Origin of the sequence: Pseudoalteromonas sp. T1lg122, from assembly GCF_002964825.1 — a bacterium.
GTDB classification, from domain to species: domain Bacteria; phylum Pseudomonadota; class Gammaproteobacteria; order Enterobacterales; family Alteromonadaceae; genus Pseudoalteromonas; species Pseudoalteromonas gelatinilytica.
Genome location: NZ_PQCG01000034.1, coordinates 244,740 through 267,396 on the forward strand (window position 1 = coordinate 244,740; position 22,657 = coordinate 267,396).

At 42.2% G+C, this 22,657-nt stretch carries 18 protein-coding genes, 5 tRNA genes and 1 pseudogene; 9 read left to right on the forward strand and 15 right to left on the reverse strand.

Translation table 11 applies throughout. The annotated features are described in order from the left end of the window. Nucleotides 1–57 precede the first annotated feature (57 nt). Nucleotides 58–720: a phage shock protein PspA gene (pspA, locus tag C2M33_RS19250; RefSeq protein ID WP_063706823.1), complete on the reverse strand. Its 663-nt coding sequence runs from the start codon at nucleotides 718–720 to the stop codon at nucleotides 58–60. A 188-nt stretch (nucleotides 721–908) separates the two neighbouring features. Here pspA and pspF point away from each other — a divergent pair, with 188 nt between their 5' ends. From pspF to C2M33_RS19280, 6 genes are read left to right on the forward strand one after another with little or no spacing between them, the layout of a single operon-like run. After that, complete coding sequence (pspF, locus tag C2M33_RS19255; RefSeq protein WP_063706822.1) at nucleotides 909–1,982, forward strand: phage shock protein operon transcriptional activator; 1,074 nt, start codon at nucleotides 909–911, stop codon at nucleotides 1,980–1,982. Between the two features lie 15 nt (nucleotides 1,983–1,997). Then, complete coding sequence (locus C2M33_RS19260) at nucleotides 1,998–3,605, forward strand: ABC transporter substrate-binding protein (RefSeq protein ID WP_063706821.1); 1,608 nt, start codon at nucleotides 1,998–2,000, stop codon at nucleotides 3,603–3,605. Beyond that, on the forward strand, nucleotides 3,605–4,639 hold the full coding sequence (locus tag C2M33_RS19265; RefSeq protein WP_063706820.1) for an ABC transporter permease: 1,035 nt from the start codon (nucleotides 3,605–3,607) through the stop codon (nucleotides 4,637–4,639). Before C2M33_RS19260 ends, C2M33_RS19265 begins: the two co-directional genes overlap by 1 nt. Then, a complete protein-coding gene (locus tag C2M33_RS19270) occupies nucleotides 4,626–5,519 on the forward strand; it encodes an ABC transporter permease subunit (protein WP_054562068.1) in 894 nt (297 codons plus the stop codon). Before C2M33_RS19265 ends, C2M33_RS19270 begins: the two co-directional genes overlap by 14 nt. 2 nt (nucleotides 5,520–5,521) lie before the next feature. After that, on the forward strand, nucleotides 5,522–6,514 hold the full coding sequence (locus tag C2M33_RS19275; protein ID WP_063706819.1) for a peptide ABC transporter ATP-binding protein: 993 nt from the start codon (nucleotides 5,522–5,524) through the stop codon (nucleotides 6,512–6,514). After that, nucleotides 6,514–7,275, forward strand: coding sequence for an ATP-binding cassette domain-containing protein (locus C2M33_RS19280; protein WP_063706818.1), 762 nt, complete (start codon nucleotides 6,514–6,516; stop codon nucleotides 7,273–7,275). Before C2M33_RS19275 ends, C2M33_RS19280 begins: the two co-directional genes overlap by 1 nt. A gap of 120 nt (nucleotides 7,276–7,395) precedes the next feature. Here C2M33_RS19280 and C2M33_RS19285 read toward each other — a convergent pair whose 3' ends face one another. The 12 genes from C2M33_RS19285 to C2M33_RS19345 form a co-directional block, all read right to left on the reverse strand. Beyond that, nucleotides 7,396–7,794 (reverse strand): GNAT family N-acetyltransferase, encoded by a 399-nt coding sequence (locus C2M33_RS19285; RefSeq protein ID WP_105175204.1) that lies wholly within the window; start codon nucleotides 7,792–7,794, stop codon nucleotides 7,396–7,398. 89 nt (nucleotides 7,795–7,883) lie between these two features. Then, complete coding sequence (gene ppiD / locus C2M33_RS19290; protein ID WP_063706816.1) at nucleotides 7,884–9,785, reverse strand: peptidylprolyl isomerase; 1,902 nt, start codon at nucleotides 9,783–9,785, stop codon at nucleotides 7,884–7,886. Nucleotides 9,786–9,982: 197 nt separating this feature from the next. Further along, on the reverse strand, nucleotides 9,983–10,273 hold the full coding sequence (locus C2M33_RS19295; RefSeq protein ID WP_175580427.1) for an HU family DNA-binding protein: 291 nt from the start codon (nucleotides 10,271–10,273) through the stop codon (nucleotides 9,983–9,985). Between the two features lie 197 nt (nucleotides 10,274–10,470). After that, entirely contained in the window at nucleotides 10,471–12,831 is a 2,361-nt protein-coding gene (gene lon, locus C2M33_RS19300) for an endopeptidase La (protein ID WP_063706815.1), read from the reverse strand. 143 nt (nucleotides 12,832–12,974) lie between these two features. Beyond that, nucleotides 12,975–14,258: an ATP-dependent protease ATP-binding subunit ClpX gene (gene clpX, locus C2M33_RS19305; protein WP_054553147.1), complete on the reverse strand. Its 1,284-nt coding sequence runs from the start codon at nucleotides 14,256–14,258 to the stop codon at nucleotides 12,975–12,977. A gap of 135 nt (nucleotides 14,259–14,393) precedes the next feature. Beyond that, on the reverse strand, nucleotides 14,394–15,011 hold the full coding sequence (clpP, locus tag C2M33_RS19310; protein ID WP_063706814.1) for an ATP-dependent Clp endopeptidase proteolytic subunit ClpP: 618 nt from the start codon (nucleotides 15,009–15,011) through the stop codon (nucleotides 14,394–14,396). Nucleotides 15,012–15,285: 274 nt separating this feature from the next. Further along, nucleotides 15,286–16,590 carry a trigger factor gene (gene tig, locus C2M33_RS19315; RefSeq protein ID WP_063706813.1) on the reverse strand — a complete coding sequence of 435 codons (1,305 nt, stop codon included), beginning with the start codon at nucleotides 16,588–16,590 and terminating at the stop codon, nucleotides 15,286–15,288. Between the two features lie 446 nt (nucleotides 16,591–17,036). Continuing rightward, nucleotides 17,037–17,113: transfer RNA gene (locus C2M33_RS19325), tRNA-Pro, on the reverse strand. A gap of 42 nt (nucleotides 17,114–17,155) precedes the next feature. Next, nucleotides 17,156–17,232: transfer RNA gene (locus tag C2M33_RS19330), tRNA-Pro, on the reverse strand. A 15-nt stretch (nucleotides 17,233–17,247) separates the two neighbouring features. Next, nucleotides 17,248–17,323 (reverse strand) — tRNA-His (locus C2M33_RS19335). Nucleotides 17,324–17,345: 22 nt separating this feature from the next. Further along, a tRNA-Arg gene (locus C2M33_RS19340) sits at nucleotides 17,346–17,422 on the reverse strand. Nucleotides 17,423–17,472: 50 nt separating this feature from the next. Further along, nucleotides 17,473–17,549, reverse strand: a tRNA-Pro gene (locus C2M33_RS19345). Between the two features lie 341 nt (nucleotides 17,550–17,890). Between C2M33_RS19345 and folD the strand changes: the two genes are divergently transcribed. Continuing rightward, nucleotides 17,891–18,745: a bifunctional methylenetetrahydrofolate dehydrogenase/methenyltetrahydrofolate cyclohydrolase FolD gene (gene folD / locus C2M33_RS19350; RefSeq protein ID WP_063706811.1), complete on the forward strand. Its 855-nt coding sequence runs from the start codon at nucleotides 17,891–17,893 to the stop codon at nucleotides 18,743–18,745. Between the two features lie 50 nt (nucleotides 18,746–18,795). Here the strand turns inward: folD and C2M33_RS19355 are convergent, their stop codons facing one another. Together C2M33_RS19355 and cysS are read right to left on the reverse strand one after the other, a co-directional pair. Further along, on the reverse strand, nucleotides 18,796–19,680 hold the full coding sequence (locus C2M33_RS19355; RefSeq protein WP_105175205.1) for a DMT family transporter: 885 nt from the start codon (nucleotides 19,678–19,680) through the stop codon (nucleotides 18,796–18,798). Nucleotides 19,681–19,815: 135 nt separating this feature from the next. After that, a complete protein-coding gene (gene cysS / locus C2M33_RS19360; RefSeq protein WP_105175206.1) occupies nucleotides 19,816–21,195 on the reverse strand; it encodes a cysteine--tRNA ligase in 1,380 nt (459 codons plus the stop codon). A 178-nt stretch (nucleotides 21,196–21,373) separates the two neighbouring features. Here cysS and C2M33_RS19365 point away from each other — a divergent pair, with 178 nt between their 5' ends. Both C2M33_RS19365 and C2M33_RS19370 read left to right on the forward strand, forming a co-directional pair. Beyond that, nucleotides 21,374–21,865 (forward strand): peptidylprolyl isomerase, encoded by a 492-nt coding sequence (locus tag C2M33_RS19365; RefSeq protein ID WP_054562080.1) that lies wholly within the window; start codon nucleotides 21,374–21,376, stop codon nucleotides 21,863–21,865. 55 nt (nucleotides 21,866–21,920) lie between these two features. Next, nucleotides 21,921–22,655: pseudogene (locus C2M33_RS19370) on the forward strand (UDP-2,3-diacylglucosamine diphosphatase). The last annotated feature ends 2 nt before the right edge of the window (nucleotides 22,656–22,657 follow it).

The window sequence follows — 22,657 nt, forward strand, 5'->3', positions numbered from 1 at the left end:
GGTACTCTCCTGTCAATCCGTTATGTGTTTAAGCATTGGGGGACTCGCCCCCATTTATTATTTTTTATCTGCTAGTTTTTTCTTAAGCTCAGCTAGCTCATCATCAATCTTTTCGTCTTGCTGAAGACCAGCAATTTCGTCAGCTAATGATTTTTTACCAAGATCATAAGACTCTATTTGTGATTCTAGACCATCGATCTTACTTTCGTAACGTTCGAAGCGGTTTAAAGCGTCTTCAACTTTAGAGCTGTCGAGTGCTTTTTTAACTTCAAGACGCGACTCTGCAGAGCGTTGGCGTAAGATGATTGCTTTTTGACGCGCTTTTGCATCAGCAAGCTTCTCTTGTAACGTGCTCACTTCTTGCTGTAATTTCTCGATGTGAGACTCTACATGCTCAAGCTCAGATTCAACAGCGGCGACTGCATCTGCTGACTTTTGCTTTTCAATCAGTGCTGCACGTGCTAAATCATCACGGTCTTTACTGAGTGCTAATTCAGCTTTTTCTTGCCAGTCTGCAACTTGAACTTTTAAAGTGTCAACGCGACGTACTAGCTCTTTTTTCTCAGCAAGTGTTTTAGCTGATGTAGAGCGAACTTCTACTAATGTATCTTCCATCTCTTGGATGATCAGGCGAACCATTTTTTCTGGGTCTTCTGCTTTATCTAAGATGGCATTGATATTAGAATTAACGATGTCTGCAAAACGTGAAAAAATTCCCATAACATTTACCTCTTTGGTGTTTTAACTTAATCAGTTGGTATATCTAGTATCAATATGCTTGCCAACTTTTATAAACTTAGAATAACCCAATACATTCAAACAGTTAAACTAAATTTATAAATTTCTTTAGTTCTCCAAGATAATGAAATACACTAGATCTTAGTAAAAATGACTAAGAGTTAGGGAATATGAGCCAATTTCGCCAACAGGATAATTTACTCGGCCAATCTGACAGTTTTTTAAGTGTACTTGATCAAGTTTCGCAACTAGCAAGTTTAGAGAAGCCAGTTCTTATTATTGGTGAGCGCGGTACAGGTAAAGAACTTATTGCAGCCCGTTTGCACTTCTTATCTAAGCGCTGGGATCAAAACTATATAAAGCTTAACTGTGCAGCGCTTAACGAAAACCTGCTCGAAAGCGAATTGTTTGGTCATGAAAGTGGTGCATTTACCGGTGCCAGTAAACGCCACGAAGGCCGCTTTGAGCGTGCCAATGGCGGTACACTATTCCTTGATGAATTAGCCAACACCTCTGCGATGGTGCAAGAAAAACTGCTACGCGTTATTGAATACGGCGAGTTTGAACGCGTCGGTGGTAAGCAAACAGTTAAAGTCGATACCCGTTTAGTGTGTGCAACCAATGAAGACCTACCAACGCTTGCTGAGCAAGGCGAATTTAGAAGCGACTTACTCGACCGTCTCGCGTTTGATGTTATTACCTTACCTCCATTGCGTGAACGCCAAGAAGATATCATGTTACTGGCAGAACAATTTGCTATTAACATGGCCCGCGACCTTGAGTGGGAGCTATTTAGTGGCTTTACTCGAAGCGCCATCGAAACGCTTCAATCTTATGATTGGCCGGGTAATATTCGTGAATTAAAGAATGTGGTTGAACGTAGCCTGTATCGCCATGGTAACGAACATATTCCCGTTCACCAGATTATTTTAGACCCATTTGCGAGTAAATTTAGACCGAAACAGCGTGTAAAAGCAGCCGTGAGCAGTGCCCCCGTTACAAACGTTGAAGCAGCGCCTATTGCCACTACACAAAATCAAGATGTTGTGACACTCAATAAGCCCGACATTCAATTTCCTTGTAATTTAAAGCAGCTGTCTAACGACTTTGAAATTGATGTCATTAAAAAAGCACTTGAACATAGTCAATTTAACCAAAAGAAAACTGCAGAACACTTAGAATTAACGTATCATCAATTACGTGGCTATTTGAAAAAATACAATTTATTAGATCAGCAGCAATAGTTAGAGGCTAATCAGGTGTTTAAACCGTTACTTGCTTTGTCTTTGGTGTGCTTAGTAGGCTGCCTAGATAACGAAGAAAAAACCACAGAACAAAAAAACCAGGGCTTGGTCTATTGCGCTGAAGCAAACCCTGTGTCGTTTAATCCGCAAGTGACAACGACGGGGTCAACTATCGATATTATCGCCAATCAGCTTTATGACCGACTACTGAGTATTGATCCGGTGTCTGCCGAATTTCAGGCAGAATTAGCAACCGATTGGAAAATTAGCCCAGATGGTAAAGCAATCACCTTTACCCTACGTAAAGGGGTTAAATTTCATACCACAAAATATTTTACCCCAACCCGTGACTTTAACGCAGATGATGTCATTTTCACCTTTAGCCGCTTATTCGACGTCTACAACCCCTATCACTTCGTTGGCGATGCCAGTTACCCTTATTTTCAAAGTGTGGGTATTGATCAGCTTATTCGCCGTATTGTGCGTGTTTCTGATTACCAAGTACGGTTTGAACTTTATAATGCTGAAAGCAGCTTTTTAGCAAACCTAGCAACCGACTTTGCCGTGGTGTTATCCGAAGAATACGCCATGCAGCTTAAAGCTCGAAATCAAGAAAACTTATTTGACCAATACCCGGTTGGTACGGGCCCGTATGTATATAAAGAATACCGCCGCGACCGTTTAATTCGCTATTACCGCAACCCAGACTACTGGAAACATCCGGTTGTGCTTGAGCAACTGGTGTATGACATTACGCCAAACGGCACCACACGCGTTGCAAAAATGCTCACTAAAGAATGTGATGTGACTGCGCATCCAAGCAGCGCGCAGCTGAGTATTTTATCGCAACGCGAAGACATTAAAGTTCAAAAAGAGCAAAACTTAAATATTGGTTACTGGGCTTTTAACACTGAGCGCCCACCTTTTGATGATGTGCGTGTACGCCAAGCACTCGCGAGCGCCATTGATATCGATAAAATTATGCAAGCGGTGTATTACGGTAATGGGATTAAAGCGCAGTCTTTACTGCCTCCTGCTTCGTGGGCCTTTGAAGCGCAAAAAGCGATGCCAGAATTTAACCCTGCACTTGCCAAAACTTTACTTGCCGAAGCGGGCTACAAAGATGGCTTTGATATGAATATTTGGGCCATGCCGGTAAGCCGAATTTATAATCCCAATGCCCGTAAAATGGCTGAGCTAATGCAAAGTGATTTACGTAAGATTGGCGTTAACGTCAATATCGTAGAATACGAGTGGAACACCTTTTTACAACGCGTTGGTGAGCATAGACACGATAGCGTATTACTTGGCTGGGCTGCGGATACGCCCGACCCAGATAACTTTATGAGTCCGTTATTAAGCTGCACCGCTACCTTCAGCGGTAAAAACCCGGCTAATTGGTGTGATCCTGAGTTTGACTTATTACTGACTCAAGCGCTTGACACCACCGACATAGAAAAACGTAAACAATATTACAATCAAGCCCAACGCATTATTGTTCAAGAGCTGCCTATTTTACCGATTGCTCATGGCATGCGTTTTCAAGCCGCAAGTAGTGATGTAAAAGGCATCAGCTTGAGTCCATTTGGCGGTATCTCGCTTGCTAATGCGAGGAAAGAATAATGATACTTGATTATATTCTTCGCCGCTTCGCCTTGTTAATGTTTATGATGCTGACGCTGAGTATCTTTACCTTTTCATTAAGCTTTTTGTTTCCGGGTGATGCGCTCACTAACTTAAGTGGTATTACGAACAGCACCTTCTCACAAACCAGTGCGCTTGAAGATAAGTTCCATTTTACTGACAACTATGTGGTGCAATACTTTGCCTTTTTAGACCGTATTTTACACGGTGATTGGGGGGTCTCTTTTGCATCAGGCGAAAGTGTATTTCAACATATCAAAGACTTATTTCCCGCAACATTAGAGCTAAGCGTATATGCATTGTTTGTCTCTGTTGCTGTTGGCGTACCTGCGGGTATTTTGGCGTCTGCCTATTACAAGCGCTGGCCAGACAAATTTATAAACTCAGGCACGCTGATTGGTTACTCAATGCCAGTATTTTGGTTAGCACTGTTGTTGATCATGGTGTTTTCACTGCAATTAGGCTGGTTTCCGATGTCTGGGCGCATGGGTTTACTTTATGAAATTGAACCAGTTACTGGCTTTATTCTCATTGATATTATTGTTGATGACTTTCCTTACCACGGCATGGCATTTTTAGATGCATTGCATCATTTAACTTTGCCAACCATAGTACTGGCTATGTATCCAACCACAGTATTAGTGCGTTTTACCCGTGATTCAATGTTGAAAGTGTTAGACCAAAGCTATATTAAAACAGCGCGAGCAAAAGGCTTAAACCGTGCTCAGCTGATTATTCACCACGCACTGCGTAATGCGCTGCTACCGGTTATCAAGCAAATAGGTTTACAGTTTAGTACCTTGATCACCCTTGCGATGATCACCGAAGTTATTTTCTCATGGCCAGGCATTGGTCGTTGGCTAATCGATAGTATTTATCAGCGTGACTACCCTGCCATTCAAGGTGGCTTACTCGCTGTTTCTATGTTCGTTATTTTAGCTACGATTATTGCTGAGCTCACTTATACCTTATTCGACCCATTATCGCGGAACCAAGCTCATGGCAAAGTTTAATTTATTCTCTGAAGAGTCGAATAAATCGCCACTGGCGCGATTTTGGAAGAAATTTAAAACCAATCACCCTGCCCTTGTGGGTTTATGGTTATTTATCGCTTTAGTGTTACTGGCTGTATCTGCTCCCCTTCTTGCCCCTTATGGCGTTAACCAGCAACACAGTGATGCACTGCTGTTACCGCCATCTTGGCATGATGCTGGAGATGTACGCTTTCTATTAGGCACCGACGATTTAGGCCGTGATGTGCTCTCACGCTTAATGAATGGCGCGACCTACACGTTTGGTTTATCGGTTGTCGCGGCTTTGATCACCACAGTGATTGGCGTATTAGTGGGTACTTTTGCTGGGATCAGCCGTGGTATTCGTTCAAGTTTTTTAAATCACTTGCTCGATATTACCTTATCGATACCTTCACTGTTGCTTGCCATCATTATTATCGCGATCCTTGGTCCAGGCCTGATGAATACAGTATGGGCAATTATTCTAGCCTTGCTGCCTCAGTTTATTCACTCTGTACGTAACTTGATTGTTGAAGAGCTAAACAAGGATTACATCACGGCATTTAAACTGGATGGTGCGTCAAATTGGCATATTCTCGCCCGTGGTATCTTTCCGAATATTTACGAGCATATTGTGGTTATTTTTACCATGGCGCTTTCTACGGCTATTTTGGATATCTCAGCGCTTGGCTTTTTAAAACTCGGTGCACAACCGCCCACCACAGAATGGGGTGCCATTTTGGCTGAGAATCTGGGTTTAATTTACCTTGCCCCTTGGACTGTTGGCTTACCGGGCGTATTATTATTTTTAGCAGTACTGTCTACCAATTTAGTAGGTGACGGTTTACGCCAAGTGCTTAAAGAACGTAAGGCCGACTAATTATGCAATTACTCGATATTCGCAACCTCACGATAGAGTTACGTACCTCAGATACCGTTATTCGTGCGGTAGATAGAGTGAGCATGACCTTAAAAGAAGGTGAAGTACATGCATTGGTTGGTGAGTCAGGCTCAGGTAAAAGCTTGATTGCAAAAGCTATTGTTGGGGTTTTGAACAAGCGCTGGCATATTACCGCAGACCGCATGCATTGGCGTGGTGTTGATTTAATGCGCTTATCTAACGAACAGCGCCGTAAATTGGTTGGTCAAGACATTGCCATGATCTACCAAGATCCTAGCCGCTGCCTCGACCCAACAGCCAAGATATTTGACCAAATTGCCGAGACCTTACCCGCACAAGAAACCAGTGGTTTTTTCTTAAAACGTAATAGACAACGAAAAGATCGTGTTAAAGCGTTAATCCATAAAGTGGGTATTAAAGATCATAAAAAGGTGCTCGACAGTTATCCTCATGAGCTCTCTGAAGGTATTTGTCAAAAGGTGATGATTGCCATGGCAATTGCGCGTACACCCAAACTACTGATTGCCGATGAACCAACGACAGCCCTTGAAAGCACCACTCGTGCGCAAGTCTTTAGGCTATTAAAGAGCTTGAACCAGCTAAAAAACATGTCGATTTTGATGATTTCTCACGAGCTTGAAGAAATTGTCGAGTGGTCACACGGTATGCATGTATTGTACTGCGGACAAATGGTTGAAGCAGGTCCAACAAATCGTATCTTTAGCCAGCCGCACCACCCGTATACTCAAGCACTGTTAAAAAGTTTACCTGATTATGAGCAAGGGCTTGCTCATAAAGAGCCTTTTTATGCGCTAAAGGGCACCATTCCAACCTTACAGCATCTACCGATAGGTTGCCGTTTGGGGCCGCGTTGCCCACAAGCACAAAAAGAATGTGTGGTAACACCGAAATTGACCAAGCATCACAGCCACAGTTATGCCTGCCATTTCCCATTAATTAAGGCGATGAAATAATGCAACCGCTGTTAAAAGTTCAAGCGTTATCAAAGAGTTTTAACCTACGTGCAGGCTTGTTTTCGCGTAAACGATTCTCTGTTCTAAAAGATATTTCGTTTTGCTTAGGACAAGGCGAGACGATAGCCATTATTGGCGAAACTGGCTCAGGTAAAAGTACCTTGGCAAAATTACTGGCTGGAGCCGATAACGCCGATAAAGGGCAAATTCTACTCGATGGCAATATCATCGAAAATGATGGCTTACGTGATAACGACTGTCGCCACATTCGGATGATCTTCCAAGACTCTGAAGCGTCGTTAAACCCGGGTTTGACGATAGGCGACATGCTGAATGACTGTTTACAGTACAACACTGATTTAAACAAAGAAGCGCGTGAAGAAAAAATAAAACAAACTCTCGCAAAAGTGGGTTTGCTATTAGACCACCAACACTATTACCCACACATGTTTAGTAGCGGCCAATTGCAACGTATAGCGCTTGCAAGAGCTTTAATCTTAGATCCTAAGGTTGTGGTGCTCGATGAAGCGTTATCGTCTCTAGACCCATCTGTGCGCGCACAAACGGTAAACTTATTACTGCGTCTACAAAAAGATACCGGCCTTAGCTATGTGCTTATTACGCATCACCTAAGTTTAGTGCGTCATATTAGCGACCAACTTGTGGTACTTGATCACGGTGAAATTGTTGAATACGGCCAAACGGAAGCGATTTTCCAAGATCCACAGTCGGTGGTGACACAGAAGTTATTGAATTGCTGACGGTGAGCTGCCAGCTATCAGCCGTTAGCTGTCAGTTTAATTCGGCGTTAAAACGCCTCCCACGCGGGAGATTTGATCACTCAATTAACTTTACTCTTTCCCCTTGCAACTTTACTCTTATCAAAACTTTTTATACATCCCTTGGCTTTGTGGTGCGACAAACTTGTAGCCAAGCTTTTCGTAAAAGCTGGGTTTGTCGGCGACCATAGTGACGTAACTACCTTCATAAGCGGCAGATTCGATGTAGCGGTCAACATGTTCCATAATCACACGCCCTAACCCTTGCCCTTGATATTGAGGTGATACAGCAATATCAACCACTTCAAAATTACAACCACCATCACCAATAACACGACCCATGCCAATCAACTCATTGTTTTTGCGAATACAAATAGCATAGAGAGAGTTTGGCAATCCCGCCTTCGCTGCTGCTAATGAACGAGCGGATAAGCCAGCCTTAAGGCGCATTGCACAGTATTCTTCTGCACTTGGTAACTGCTCTATTAGGCGATACTCCATAAATACTCCTTGTAGTTGCGAGTGCGATTAGCTTCAACGGTAACAAAAAAGGCGCCATAAGGCGCCTTTTATTTAAGTCATTTTGCTACTTATTCAGCAGCTTGCACAACTTTTGGTACTTTTACATCTGCTTGTGCTTTAAGTGCAGCGATGAATACCATGTAGTTTTTATTCACTTGAGCCATAGTGATGTTTTGCTTTTGTTGCTCGTTAATTTCAGCGTTAGCCGCTGGATTAACTGCTTTTAGTGCAACGATAGCCGCATCACCATTGTTTAAGTCAACAACATCAACCACTGGTGCACCTTGAGGGTGAGCCATTTTGAAAGCTTGTTGAACAATCGCAGGTGAAACTGTGTAAGCTTGGCGAGCAAGTGCAGCTTCTTGACGCACTGTTAAGCCTTCAGCTTGTGCAACATCATTTAAGCTCTTACCTGCTTCGATGTCAGCATACAGTGTGCGTGCTTTTTCTTTAGCAAGTTCAGATGCTTTTTGTGCAACTAACGTCGCTTTGATTTGCTCAGAAACATCTGCAAGCGCTTTCGTTGTCGCCGCTTTGTGATCGTTTACACGAACAACAACGGCATGCTCATCACCCACTTCAATCACTTCTGAATTCATGCGATCTTCTAACACTTCAGGAGAGAAAATAGCAGCAATCACTTGTGGATTGTTTAGTGGTTCAGGTAACGAGTTACGTGTCACTAGTTCAGTTTTTTGTACTTCAACACCAGCAGCTTCAGCGGCATCCGTTAAAGTATCTGAAATTTCAAACGCCAGCTCACCCATTTGAGTTTGCTTTTCATAAAACGCATTTACTTTCTTAGTACGTTCAAGTTCAGCACGAAGCTCATCTTTTACGTCAGCATATGGCTTAACTTGTTGTGTTTGAATGTCAGTAAGTTTGATGATGTGGTAACCAAATTCTGATTCTACAACGTCTGAAATGTCGCCTTTATTTTCAAGAGCATAAGTTGCATCTTCAAACGCAGGGTCCATCATGTCACGTTCAATCCAATCTAAGTCACCGCCCATTTCAGCGCTCACAACATCATCTGAAGACGATTCAGCTAACTCGGCAAAATCAGCACCATTTTGTAATTGTGCTAGTAACTCTTCTGCTTTCGCTTTTGCTGCATCATCGTCTTCGCTGTTATCAATTAAGATGTGCGATACACGACGCTTTTCTGGTTCAACGTACTGGGCACTGTTTTGCTCGTAATACGCTTTAATGTCGTCTTCTGAAACACTTGAATCTAGCGTTAGGTTTGCTGCATTTAAATCAATGTAACTAACTGATACTTGCTCAGGAGCCAAGAATTGCGGTTGATTTAATTCATAGTAATCAGCAATTTCTTGCTCACTCACCGCTACACCCGCTTGTAATGATTCTTTTGTCACAACAAGGTAATCAATACTACGCGTTTGCTGTTGTAGCGCTACGTTGTTGTTTAATTCGTTTTCTAGGATGAAATCAGTACCAGCAACTGCACCAACCAACTGGCTGCGTGTCATGTCTTCACGTAAATACTCACGGAAAGCGTCTGGTTGGAAATTCATTTGACGAATAACTTGTAAGTAACGGTCGTTGCTAAACTGGCCGCCAACTTGGAAGTAAGGCATTTCTAAAATAGCTTTACGAACACTTTCATCACTTACACGAAGACCTAATTCTGCCGCTAGTTGAGTTTGCAATTCTTGTTGTACTAAACGGTCAATAACGCCTTGGCGGATTTGTGCCATGTAATTTGGATCAGCAGCGATTTGTGCGAAGTATTCACCAAATTGTTGTTCTAAACGGTTACGTTCGTTTTGGTATGCACGGCTGAACTCGGTTTGGCTAATTTTAACTCCATTTACTTCTGCAACGGGTTGCTCTGTGGTTTGTCCTAAATAACCACCGATCCCAGCTAAAGCAAAAGATAAAATCACCGCGCCTAAAATAATTTTGGCTGCAGGTCCCTGCGAACCTTCTCTGATTTTCTCAAGCATTTATCTATCTCTATTCTGATCAGGTACAAATTATACCAATTAGCGAATTAAAAATTATTGCGGATTGGTATCAACCCTGCTCATGTAAAAAAAGCGTATCTTACCAGATACGCTTTTTCACTTGAAGTAACTGGTGATAAGTTACCTAAATTCATTTAAGTGTGCTTAGGTATCCCTCACCAACTAATCTTTATTGATTAGTTTACTGCGTCTTTCAGCGCTTTACCTGCTTTGAAAGAAGGAATGTTTGCTGCAGCAATCTGGATAGTCTCACCAGTTTGCGGGTTACGACCTGAACGTGCTGCACGCTCACGTACTGAGAAAGTACCAAAGCCTACTAGCGCTACTGAATCGCCATCTTTAAGAGCGCCTGAAACAGCCTCGATGAATGAATCTAGTGCACGACCTGCAGCCGCTTTAGAAATGTCAGCGTCAGCTGCGATTTGATCGATTAATTGAGATTTATTCACAATATCATCCTCTTTCATTGTTATTATCAAGAGCGATTGTTTTTATAAAAAATAACATCACTGTTTTGAAAATTTATGAGCAAATTAAGTTTATGCTCAGTTTATTATATTTTTCTCAACCCTAGGCCACATAAGGCCTAGGCTTGAAAACTAGTGCTTAACTTATCATACCCTTTGTATTTGAAAAGCCCCTAATTGCACTTTTTTGCGGTTTTTTACTGGTTTTTTTCAGTTTCGACAGAAAAACTCTCAACTGGATGCTTCAAAGCCAGTTTTAAAACGTCATCAATCCATGTAACTGGGTGAATTTCAAGGCCCTCTAATACGTTGTCTGGGATCTCTTTTAGGTCACGTTCGTTAATTTTTGGAATAATAACGGTCTTAATTCCACCACGATGTGCGGCTAGAAGCTTTTCTTTTAAGCCACCAATTGGTAATACTTCACCACGTAACGTGATTTCACCCGTCATCGCAACATCTGAGCGTACCGGGTTACCCGTTAAGCTTGATACCAAACCAGTTACCATCGCAATACCAGCACTTGGGCCATCTTTTGGTGTCGCACCTTCAGGCACGTGCACATGAATGTCACGTTTTTCGTAGAAGTCGCTATTAATGCGTAATTTTTCAGCACGATTACGAACGACTGTCATTGCAGCCTGAATTGACTCTTGCATCACATCGCCAAGTGAACCGGTGTAAGTTAGCTTGCCTTTACCTGGTACGGCTGCTGATTCAATCGTCAGTAAATCACCACCTACTTCAGTCCATGCAAGGCCAGTTACTTGACCAATGCGGTCGCCGTCTTCAGCTTTGCCATAGTCAAAGCGCTGCACACCTAAGAACTCTTCAAGATTGCTATCGTCGATAACAACTTTCTTAGTGTCTTTATCTAGTAAGATGTTCTTAACCGCTTTACGGCATAGTTTTGACACTTCACGCTCTAAATTACGAACACCCGCTTCACGAGTGTAGTAGCGGATAATGCCAATAATTGCGCTGTCAGCAATCTCAACTTCGTCATCTTTTAAGCCATTACGCTTAACTTGTTTAGGAATTAAGTGTTGCTTAGCAATGTTTAGCTTCTCGTCTTCGGTGTAACCCGAAAGGCGAATAACTTCCATACGGTCTAATAATGGACCTGGGATATTAAAGCTATTTGACGTTGCCACGAACATCACGTCTGATAAGTCGTAATCAACTTCTAAGTAGTGATCAGCAAAATGGCTATTTTGCTCAGGATCAAGTACTTCAAGTAATGCTGATGCTGGGTCGCCACGCATATCTGATGACATCTTATCGATTTCATCCAATAAGAATAATGGGTTCTTCACACCAACTTTAGTCATATTCTGGATTAACTTACCTGGCATTGAACCAATGTAAGTACGACGGTGACCACGAATTTCTGCTTCATCACGTACACCACCTAATGCCATACGCACATATTTACGACCGGTAGAACGCGCAATTGACTGACCTAATGAGGTTTTACCCACACCAGGAGGGCCCACTAAACATAAAATTGGACCTTTTAGCTTATTAGTGCGCTGTTGCACCGCTAGGTACTCAATAATGCGTTCTTTAACTTTATCTAGGCCGTAATGGTCGCTATCTAAAATCTTTTGTGCGCCAGCTAAGTCTTTTTTCACTTTAGAGCGTTTTTTCCAAGGCACATTGATAAGCGTATCAATGTACGAGCGCACTACAGTTGCTTCCGCCGACATAGGCGACATCATTTTTAACTTGGCAAGCTCAGCATTGGCTTTTTCTTGCGCTTCTTTAGGCATGCCAGACTCTTCGATACGCTTTTTAATCGCTTCGAATTCATCAGGTACATCATCAAGTTCGCCCAGCTCTTTTTGAATCGCTTTCATTTGCTCGTTGAGGTAGTACTCACGCTGCGATTTTTCCATCTGCTTTTTAACGCGTGTACGGATTTTTTTCTCAACTTGCAGTAAATCGATCTCACCTTCCATAAGTGCCATTAAGTATTCAAGGCGCTCAGTGACATCGGCAATCTCAAGTACTTTTTGCTTCTCAGGAACCTTCAGTGGCATGTGCGCTGCCATAGTATCGGCAAGGCGTGCAGCTTCATCAATACCTGATACTGAAGTAAGTACTTCAGGTGGGATCTTCTTATTAAGCTTTACATAACCTTCAAACTGGCTCACAGCACTACGAATGAAGATATCTTGTTCTTGTTCGTCGATATGGCCTGATTCAATAAACTGTGCTTCTGCAACAAAGAAATCATCGTTATCTAAAAACTTTTCAACGCTTGCACGTTGCGTGCCTTCAACTAGCACTTTTACAGTGCCATCAGGCAGCTTTAATAACTGAAGTACTGTGGCAATGGTGCCAACACGGTAGATATCATCTTGCTGTGGATCATCAACAGAGGCGTCTTTTTGCGCCACTAGGAAAATTTGTTTGTCCTTGTCCATCGCCGCTTCTAGGCATTTTATTGATTTTTCACGACCAACAAATAGCGGGATCACCATGTGTGGATACACCACTACATCGCGCAGTGCCAACACGGGGATTTCGACTCGATCAGTTCTCTCAAGCGTCATTATATTCTCTTCGCACTTCATTTATTTTAAAGATTACTCAAGTATATGGGGATATGTAAGGGAAAGTTCAACATATTTATAAAAAAAGGAGCCTTTGGCTCCTTTTTCGTGTTCAACTGCTTAACTTTTAAACTATTACAGCTTTATTCTGATGCAGCTTTGTCTTGGTTACCGCTTTGGTAAATCAAAATTGGATCTGATTCGCCTTTAATAACGGTTTCATCGATAACCACTTTGCTCACATCATCCATCGAAGGTAATTCATACATAGTATCAAGTAGTACACCTTCAACGATTGAACGTAAGCCACGGGCACCTGTTTTACGCTCCATTGCCTTGTGAGCAATCGCACTCAATGCATCTTCGCGGAACTCAAGCTCAACATCTTCCATCGCAAATAATGCAGAGAACTGTTTAGTTAATGCATTTTTTGGTTCACTTAAGATTTGAATAAGCGCTGCTTCATCTAGTTCTGTTAGTGTTGCAACAACCGGAAGACGACCAATAAACTCTGGGATTAAACCATATTTAACTAGATCTTCTGGCTCAACATCTTTAAATGTTTCGCTAAGGCTGCGACTACCTGATGATTGCTTAACTTCAGCGCCAAAACCAATGCCGGTATTTTTATGACTGCGTTGTTCAATCACTTTATCAAGGCCAGCAAATGCACCGCCACAGATAAATAGAATTTTCGATGTATCTACTTGCAAGAACTCTTGCTGTGGATGTTTACGACCGCCTTGTGGTGGCACAGACGCAACCGTCCCTTCTATTAGTTTAAGTAAGGCTTGTTGTACACCTTCACCTGATACGTCACGGGTAATCGATGGATTATCAGACTTGCGAGAAATCTTGTCGATTTCATCAATGTAGACAATACCACGTTGCGCTTTTTCAACGTCGTAATCACATTTTTGCAGTAGCTTTTGAATAATGTTCTCAACGTCTTCACCTACATAACCCGCTTCAGTTAGTGTCGTTGCATCAGCCATCGTGAATGGCACATCAAGTAAACGAGCCATGGTTTCAGCAAGTAATGTTTTACCACTACCTGTAGGGCCAATTAATAGGATATTACTCTTACCAAGCTCTATATCCGCATTGATTGTTTGATTACGTAAACGTTTATAGTGATTGTATACCGCAACCGACAGCACTTTTTTCGCGTGGTCTTGGCCAATCACGTAATCATCTAAGTGATTACGAATTTCTTTCGGCACAGGCAGTTTATCAGACGCATTATGCTTCGGCGCAATGTCTTTGATTTCTTCCCTGATAATATCGTTACACAGCTCAACACATTCATCACAAATATATACTGAAGGGCCAGCAATTAATTTGCGAACTTCGTGCTGGCTTTTGCCGCAAAAAGAGCAGTATAACAATTTATTACTTTTGTCGCCGTCTGTAGGAGTGTCAGACATTCAGCTACCTCATTTATTACGTTGGCAGTAGCGCGAGGCTACTGCTAATTCACTATGTTTAACTATATCAAAGATTATTAGTTTTCGCATAGTAAAGGGTGATAGCTAACAATACGATATTATTAGCTATTCAGATTACTTCGAATCGCGGCTTGAAAATACTGAGTCAACTAGGCCGTATTCAACAGCTTCGCTTGCGCTCATAAAGTTGTCGCGATCGGTATCACGAGATACAACTTCTAGCGGCTGACCAGTATGTTCAGCCATTAAACGGTTTAGCTTATCTTTAATTGATAAGATTTCACGGGCGTGAATTTCAAAGTCAGACGCCTGACCTTGGAAACCACCTAATGGTTGGTGGATCATCACACGTGAATTCGGTAAACAGAAACGCTTACCTTTAGCACCACCTGATAATAAAAACGCACCCATGCTTGCCGCTTGGCCAACACAAATTGTGCTTACGTCAGGTTTGATAAAATTCATGGTATCGTAAATTGCCATACCAGCAGTCACTGAACCACCAGGCGAATTGATATAAAGGTAAATATCTTTCTCTGGGTTCTCTGATTCTAAGAACAGCATTTGTGCAAGAATCAAATTAGCCATGTTATCTTCAACTTGGCCTGTTAAGAAAATAATGCGCTCTTTTAAAAGACGTGAGTAAATATCATATGAGCGCTCACCTTTCGCTGTTTGTTCAACAACCATAGGGACTAATGCGTTTAGAGGGTCTATCATACCGCTATTCATTCTTATTTAATTCCTTATCCGCTGCGACTCATCCTTACTATAAGGAAAGCACATTTATACTAATGTTAATTAAGCTGTCTGTTCAATCTTTATAAGTATATAGGAACTTATCAGAACAAATTCAATCCTCGTCGAAAAAAGTTCTGAATTAACATCAGTTTTGTTGTTTTTTGAGAAACTACTTAGCACAAACTAAAATGGCCCGAGTACACTGTATAAATACAGGGTAACACGAGCCATTTAATCGTTAGCGAGAGCTTAAGTCAATGACTTATTAAGCACCTTGCTGTGGATTCATGATGTCGTCGAATGCTTTTTCAACGTCAGTCACGTTTGCTTTAGCTAGGATAGCTTCAACTGCTTGCTCTTCCATAGCAACGTTGCGCATTTGCTGCATAAGTTGATCATTTGCTTTGTAGTACTCTACTACTTCAGTTGGATCTTCGTATGCAGAAGCTACAGTTGCGATTAACTCTTCAACTTTAGCGTCGTCAACTTTAAGCTCGTTCGCTTTAATTACTTCACCTAGTAATAGGCCAGTTTTAACGCGAGTAACAGCTTGCTCATGGAATAATTCAGCTGGAAGCTCAGGCATGTTTTGAGCGTTGCCACCGAAACGTTGTGCAGCTTGCTGACGTAGTGCATCAATTTCTTGATCAACTAGCGCTTTAGGCACTTCGATTTCGTTGTTAGCTAAAAGACCTTTGATTGCTTGGTCTTTAACGTTAGCTTTAACCGCTTGGTCAAGCTCACGTGTCATGTTCTTTTTAACTTCTTCTTTAAGAGCATCAACACCGCCTTCAGCTACACCGAATTTAGCTGCGAACTCATCGTTAAGCTCTGGAAGCTCTTGCGCTTCAACTTTTTTCACAGTGATTGCGAAAGAAGCAGCTTTACCTTTAAGGTTTTCAGCGTGGTATTCTTCAGGGAATGTTACTTCAGCAACAACTTCTTCGCCTGCTTTTTTACCAACGATGTTGTCTTCGAAACCTGGGATCATACGACCTTGGCCAAGTTCTAGAGGGAAGTCTTCAGCTTTACCGCCTTCGAACTCTTCACCGTCGATAGAACCAACGAAGTCGATAGTTACACGGTCTTTCTCGCCTGCAGCTGCGTCAACTTCAGCCCAAGTAGCGTGTTGCTTACGTAAAGTTTCTAGCATGTTAGCTAGATCTTCGTCAGTTACAGATACAGCTGGTTTTTCAACAGCGATTTTATCTAAACCTTGGATTTCAACTTCAGGGTAAACTTCGAAAGTTGCATCGAATTCTAAATCTTTACCAGCTTCTAACGCTTTAGGAGCGAAAGTAGGTGCACCTGCTGGGTTAATTTTTTCTGAAACGATTGCTTCAATGTAGTTGCGTTGCATTAATTCGCCAGCAACTTCTTGACGTACTGCAGCACCATAACGCTTGTTGATGATAGACGCTGGAACTTTACCAGGGCGGAAACCATCGATACGCTGGGTTTTAGACAGTTGTTGTAAGCGTTTTTTAACTTCAGTCTCAACGTTCTCTGCAGGAACGGTGATGGTCAGACGGCGCTCAAGGCCTTGAGTCGTCTCAACAGAAACTTGCATGATTTACCTCAATCTTCAATTTTGGCGACTGTTCGCCTTCCTTACAAACAAGGTGATCTCCATGAGTGATAGCAAGTTTTAATGCTGAAAAATTCAACTTAAAACGGCGCATTGTAACCATGAGATACCATTGCTGCTTTGCCTCTATGGGCACTATGTTAAACAATAGACGCGGCATTATAACCTAATATTTATGATAGTCGAGTCTAGGGGGCAATTATTTGGCGTATATAGCAGCATTCAGCGTTTAAGTGCGTAAAAAACGAACGCAATAAATTAACAAAGGAGAATTAAGCTTGCTTAGAGGTATTGAAAAGAATTAACTGGCTTCGAATAGAGGGAATGAAGCATAAATTTTAAAAGTGGTCGGCGATGCAGGATTTGAACCTGCGACTGAATTGGACATACCCAAACCAATCGTTCTTTGACCTTGAACTTTCTAAAAGTGGTCGGCGATGCAGGATTTGAACCTGCGACCCCTTGGACCCAAACCAAGTGCGCTACCAAACTGCGCTAATCGCCGATACTGAGAGAAGTTTTGAAAATAAAGACCACTTAAGAAAAGTGGTCGGCGATGCAGGATTTGAACCTGCGACCCCTTGGACCCAAACCAAGTGCGCTACCAAACTGCGCTAATCGCCGATATCTTAAGTAAATTGGGGTGACTGATGGGGCTCGAACCCACGACAACCGGAATCACAATCCGGGGCTCTACCAACTGAGCTACAATCACCACGGCATTTCATATTTTCAAATGGCGCACCCGGAAGGATTCGAACCTTCGACCAACGCCTTAGAAGGGCGTTGCTCTATCCAGCTGAGCTACGGGCGCATCGAAAACTTCATAAGTTTGCCTGTAAGCGCCGCTTCTTAAAGAAGAAGTGGTCGGCGATGCAGGATTTGAACCTGCGACCCCTTGGACCCAAACCAAGTGCGCTACCAAACTGCGCTAATCGCCGATGCTTACCGTTGTTTGCGAGTGACCTCGTTAACAACGGGGTGCATAATAGTGATTTGACCGAGTTAGGTCAAACATTTTTTTAAGAAAATAATTCAATCGGTCACTTTTAGCTCACAATGGTTAAATATTGCAAATATAAGCTAAAATTTGAACTCTTTTTTATAAAGTAGCGCTTTATATAAGATTGCATCTTGGCGCTATGATGCTTTTCTGCGAAAATACGCAACATAAATAAATATGATCAAACAAACATGATTTGTGTATCCACGCCCCCTTTATTGGATAATCATATTTAGATGTATCAGTATCAAGTTAACTAACCCCAAAGAAAGGTCACCCATGACGGCAAACATCATCGATGGTAAGGCAATAGCTAAACAAGTACGCAGCAATGTAGCAGAGCGAGTTGCAGAGCGTGTAGCGAATGGATTACGCGCTCCTGGACTAGCAGTCGTGCTAGTTGGTCAAGATCCAGCTAGCCAAGTGTATGTTGGTTCTAAACGTAAAGCATGTGAAGAAGTCGGCTTTGTATCTAAGTCTTACGATTTACCTGGCGACACGACTGAGCAAGACTTACTTGCATTAATAGATCAACTAAACGAAGACAAAGAAGTAGACGGTATCTTAGTACAGTTACCTTTACCACAAGGTCTTGATGCTGAAAAAATTCTTGAGCGCATCACACCACATAAAGATGTTGATGGTTTCCATCCTTATAACATTGGTCGTTTAGCACAGCGTATGCCGGCACTTCGCCCTTGTACGCCAAAAGGGATTATCACCCTACTAGACTCAACGGGTGTTCGTTATAAAGGTATGCACGCAGTTGTTGTTGGCGCCTCAAACATCGTTGGTCGTCCTATGTCACTTGAGCTTTTACTTGCTGGCTGTACTACAACAGTATGTCACAAGTTCACTCAAGATTTAGAAACTCATGTTCGCCGTGCCGACTTATTAGTTGTAGCGGTAGGTAAACCTGAGTTCATTCCGGGTGAATGGGTTAAAGAAGGCGCTATTGTGATTGATGTGGGTATTAACCGTCTTGAATCAGGTAAGCTTGTTGGTGATGTTCAGTATGACGTCGCGGAACAAAAAGCACATTTCATTACCCCTGTACCAGGTGGTGTTGGTCCAATGACTGTTGCAAGCTTAATTGAAAATACGCTTGAAGCATGTGAAAAGTATCACAGCTAAGAAAAGCTATATTATTGTAAAAAGGCTGCCAATGGGCAGCCTTTTTGCTTTTAAGTTTTTTGTTGTTTGAACTGCTTAAGTTTTAGCATCTGGGGGAGCACTGAAAACACAATCATCATAAACATCAATAGGTATTGCCAGTCTTGATATTGTTCGTTTATGAGCAAAACAGCACATACTATTCCTGCAATTGGGTTTGCAATGGTGCCAAATGAAAACTCAGCCACAGTCATGCGCCCTAATAACCAAACATACAAAATATAGGCAATAGCGGTATTGGGCACGATTAACCAAAATAGCGCCGAATATTGCAGCGCTGAAATTGGCTCAAATACCACTTGGTATTGCTCTGGGTTTAGCAAACTTCCATCGATAAAAGCAGCTAGCAATAATATGCTGCCACCAATGATTAATTGCCAAGTAAGCACAACCCACCAATGTATATGCACCGACAAACTTTGTACTAAGGTGCTACCAATCACAATAGTCAATAAGGCACCCAATAAAGCCGCCACTCCCAATACATTTAATGTGACGTAAGCTGGATCAAACAATAACCACGCCAGTACAACCAAGGCTATGGCGCAAAATGCTTGAACTCTTGCTGGACGCTGTCCTTTAGTAAGCCAAGCATATAACAAAGCGACAACCGGCACAGACACCATCCCTACCCCTGCTATAGCTGCAGGAAGGTTTACCGCCATGATAAAAATAAAGGCAAAAAACAACGCGATATTCACAGCACCTAGCGTTAACAAACTTGGCCACTGCGAACGGGTTGGCAAACTAGGTTTAAGCAATAAAAGTAATAACCCTGCAGGTAATGCACGCAATGCGCCTAATAAAAGTGGCGGCCAATCAGGTGTGGCATATTTGGTCACTGCATAGGTGGTGCCCCATAAAAAGGCGGGGATCATGGCAAGTAAAATATTCAATGTCTGTCCTTGTTAATACGAAGAGATGGCAAGGTAAAAGCTCAAGTACAGTTGAGGTCAATAGCTATATTGATTAATAACAAAAAAGGTTGCCTCGTTGGCAACCTTTTCAATTTGTAATATCTCGGTGGATACTTAAGCTTTACGCCATGTTGTTTTACCCGCAGAATCTTCGAGTACAACACCGAGTGCATTCAATGCATCGCGCGCTTCATCAGCAGCTGCCCAATCTTTGCTGGCACGAGCTTCGTTACGTTTTGCAATCAAGGCTTCGATGTGTGCGACTTCGTCATCAGCTTGGCCACCTTGTAGGAAAGCTTCTGGGTCTTGTTGTGCAACGCCTAATACCTCTGCAACACTGCGAAGTACATAAGCCAACTTACCAGCTTGTTCTGCATCGCTGTCTTTAACACGGTTTAGTTCTTTCGCAAGCTCAAATAACACAGGTAGTGCTTCTGGCGTATTAAAGTCATCATCCATTGCTTTTCTGAATTTAGCCACGTATTCATTGCTGGCTAAATCACATTCGATTGGTGTTACCCCACGCAGTGCGGTGTAAATACGCTCAAGTGACGAACGCGCTTGCTCTAAATTTTCTTGCGAATAGTTAAGCTGGCTACGGTAATGACCTGAAATTAAGAAGTAACGAACTGACTCAGCATCGTACTCTTTCAATACGTCACGCACGGTAAAGAAGTTGTTTAATGACTTAGACATCTTCTCTTTATTAACCTGTACCATACCTGTGTGGATCCACGTATTAACGTACTTGCCGTTATTTGCACAGCATGACTGAGCAATTTCGTTTTCATGGTGTGGGAATTGTAAATCAGAACCACCACCGTGAATATCAAAATGCTCACCTAAGTGCTTAGAGCTCATTGCCGAACATTCGATGTGCCAACCTGGACGGCCTTCACCCCATGGTGATGACCAAGATGGCTCACCTGGCTTGGCTTTTTTCCAAAGCACGAAATCAAGTGGATCTTGCTTATCTTGTGCAACTTCAACACGTGAACCAGCTTGTAGCATGGTTAAGTCTTGTTGCGATAACGCACCATATTGCTCAAATGTAGACACATCAAACAATACATCGCCATCTGCGGCAACATACGCATGGCCTTTGGCAATTAAACGCTCAACCATCGCGATGATTTCATTCATATGGTTTGTCACCGTTGGCTCAACATCAGGACGCAGCATATTTAAGCTGTCGAAATCTTCATGCATTGCTTTGGTCATACGAGTCGTTAAATCATTAATTGACTCACCATTTTCGTTTGCACGCTTGATGATTTTGTCGTCAACATCAGTGATGTTACGAACGTATTTTAAATCGTAACCAATGTGACGTAGGTAACGAACAATAACGTCAAAACCAACAAAAGTACGCGCATGACCAATGTGACAGTAATCATAAATGGTGATACCACACACGTACATGTCGATTTTGCCATCAACAAGGGGTTTAAACTGCTCTTTTTGTCGCGTAAGTGTGTTGTAAATTTGTACCATTTATAAAATGTCCTTAACGGTGTTTCGAGATTCTCTATGGTAACACTTGCAAAGCCGCTGCTCTAGCGCTTTATCAATTGAATAAGCACTTTGTTAATCGTTTTAAACAAGCTCTTTGTTAATCCAAGGCAACTACTATAAAATAGCCCCATTATTAAACCTGAATATAGGAAACCTCATGGTTGTACTACACACAAACTTTGGTGACATCACTATCAAGATGCACGAAAGCGATGCACCAAACACTGTTAAAAACTTCTTAGAGTATGCAAACGCTGGCTTTTACAACGGCACTATTTTTCACCGTGTAATTGATGGTTTTATGGTACAAGGCGGTGGTTTTGAGCCTGGTATGGTTCAAAAAGAAGTAAACAACCCTATCGAAAACGAAGCAAACAATGGCCTTGCGAATAAAGTAGGCACATTAGCAATGGCACGTACGCCGGATCCACACTCAGCAACTGCGCAGTTCTTTATTAACGTTAACGACAATGACTTCTTAAACTTCAGCAGTGAAACATCACAAGGCTGGGGCTACTGCGTGTTCGCAGAAGTTGTTGAAGGTATGGACGTGGTAAACAAAATCAAAGGTGTTGCTACTGGCAGCGCGGGTTTCCACCAAGACGTACCTCTTGAAGATGTCATCATCGAAAAAGTAACGGTTAGCTAATTTAATCGTTTAGTCTTTTTAAGCGGGCCTGTTGCCCGCTTTTTTGCGAGTAACCATGAATCAAAGTTATTTTATTGCCGATCTCCATTTAACAGAAAACCGCCCCGACATCACTGCGGCATTTTTTGATTTTCTTGATAGCAAGGTTATTAATGATGACGTTGATGCGCTGTATATTTTGGGTGACTTTTTTGAAGTATGGGTCGGTGATGACTACCAAACTGATCTTTCAAAGAGTGTTGCCGCACGTTTAAGCCAAGTCAGTGAAAGTGGTACTGAGGTGTTTTTTATTCATGGCAATCGCGATTTTATTATGCGAGAAGGCTATGCAAAAAGCGCAAGTATGACTCTATTACCAGAACAAGTTGTTATTGATTTATACGGTACCCCAACAGTTATCTTGCACGGTGATGAAATGTGCACTCAAGATATTGAGTATCAAAAGTTTCGTAAAAAAAGCCGTGGTTGGTGGTGGCCAAAATTAATGCTTGCTATGCCGCTTTGGTATCGCAAGAAGATTGCCCGTAACGCCCGAGAAAAATCAAAACAAAGTTAAGCCGGCAAAGCGTTAGAAATCCTAGATGTGACTGAAGATGCAGTATTAGCCATGTTTGAAAAACATCAGGTTGCTAATATGATCCACGGCCATACCCACCGCCCGAATGTGCACCATTATAATCACGCAGGTAAAACACTAACGCGCACAGTGTTGGGTGACTGGTATGAACAAGGATCATACTTAAGAGTTACACCTGAGCAGCAAAAACTAATCCATTCGCCCTTTAAATAGCC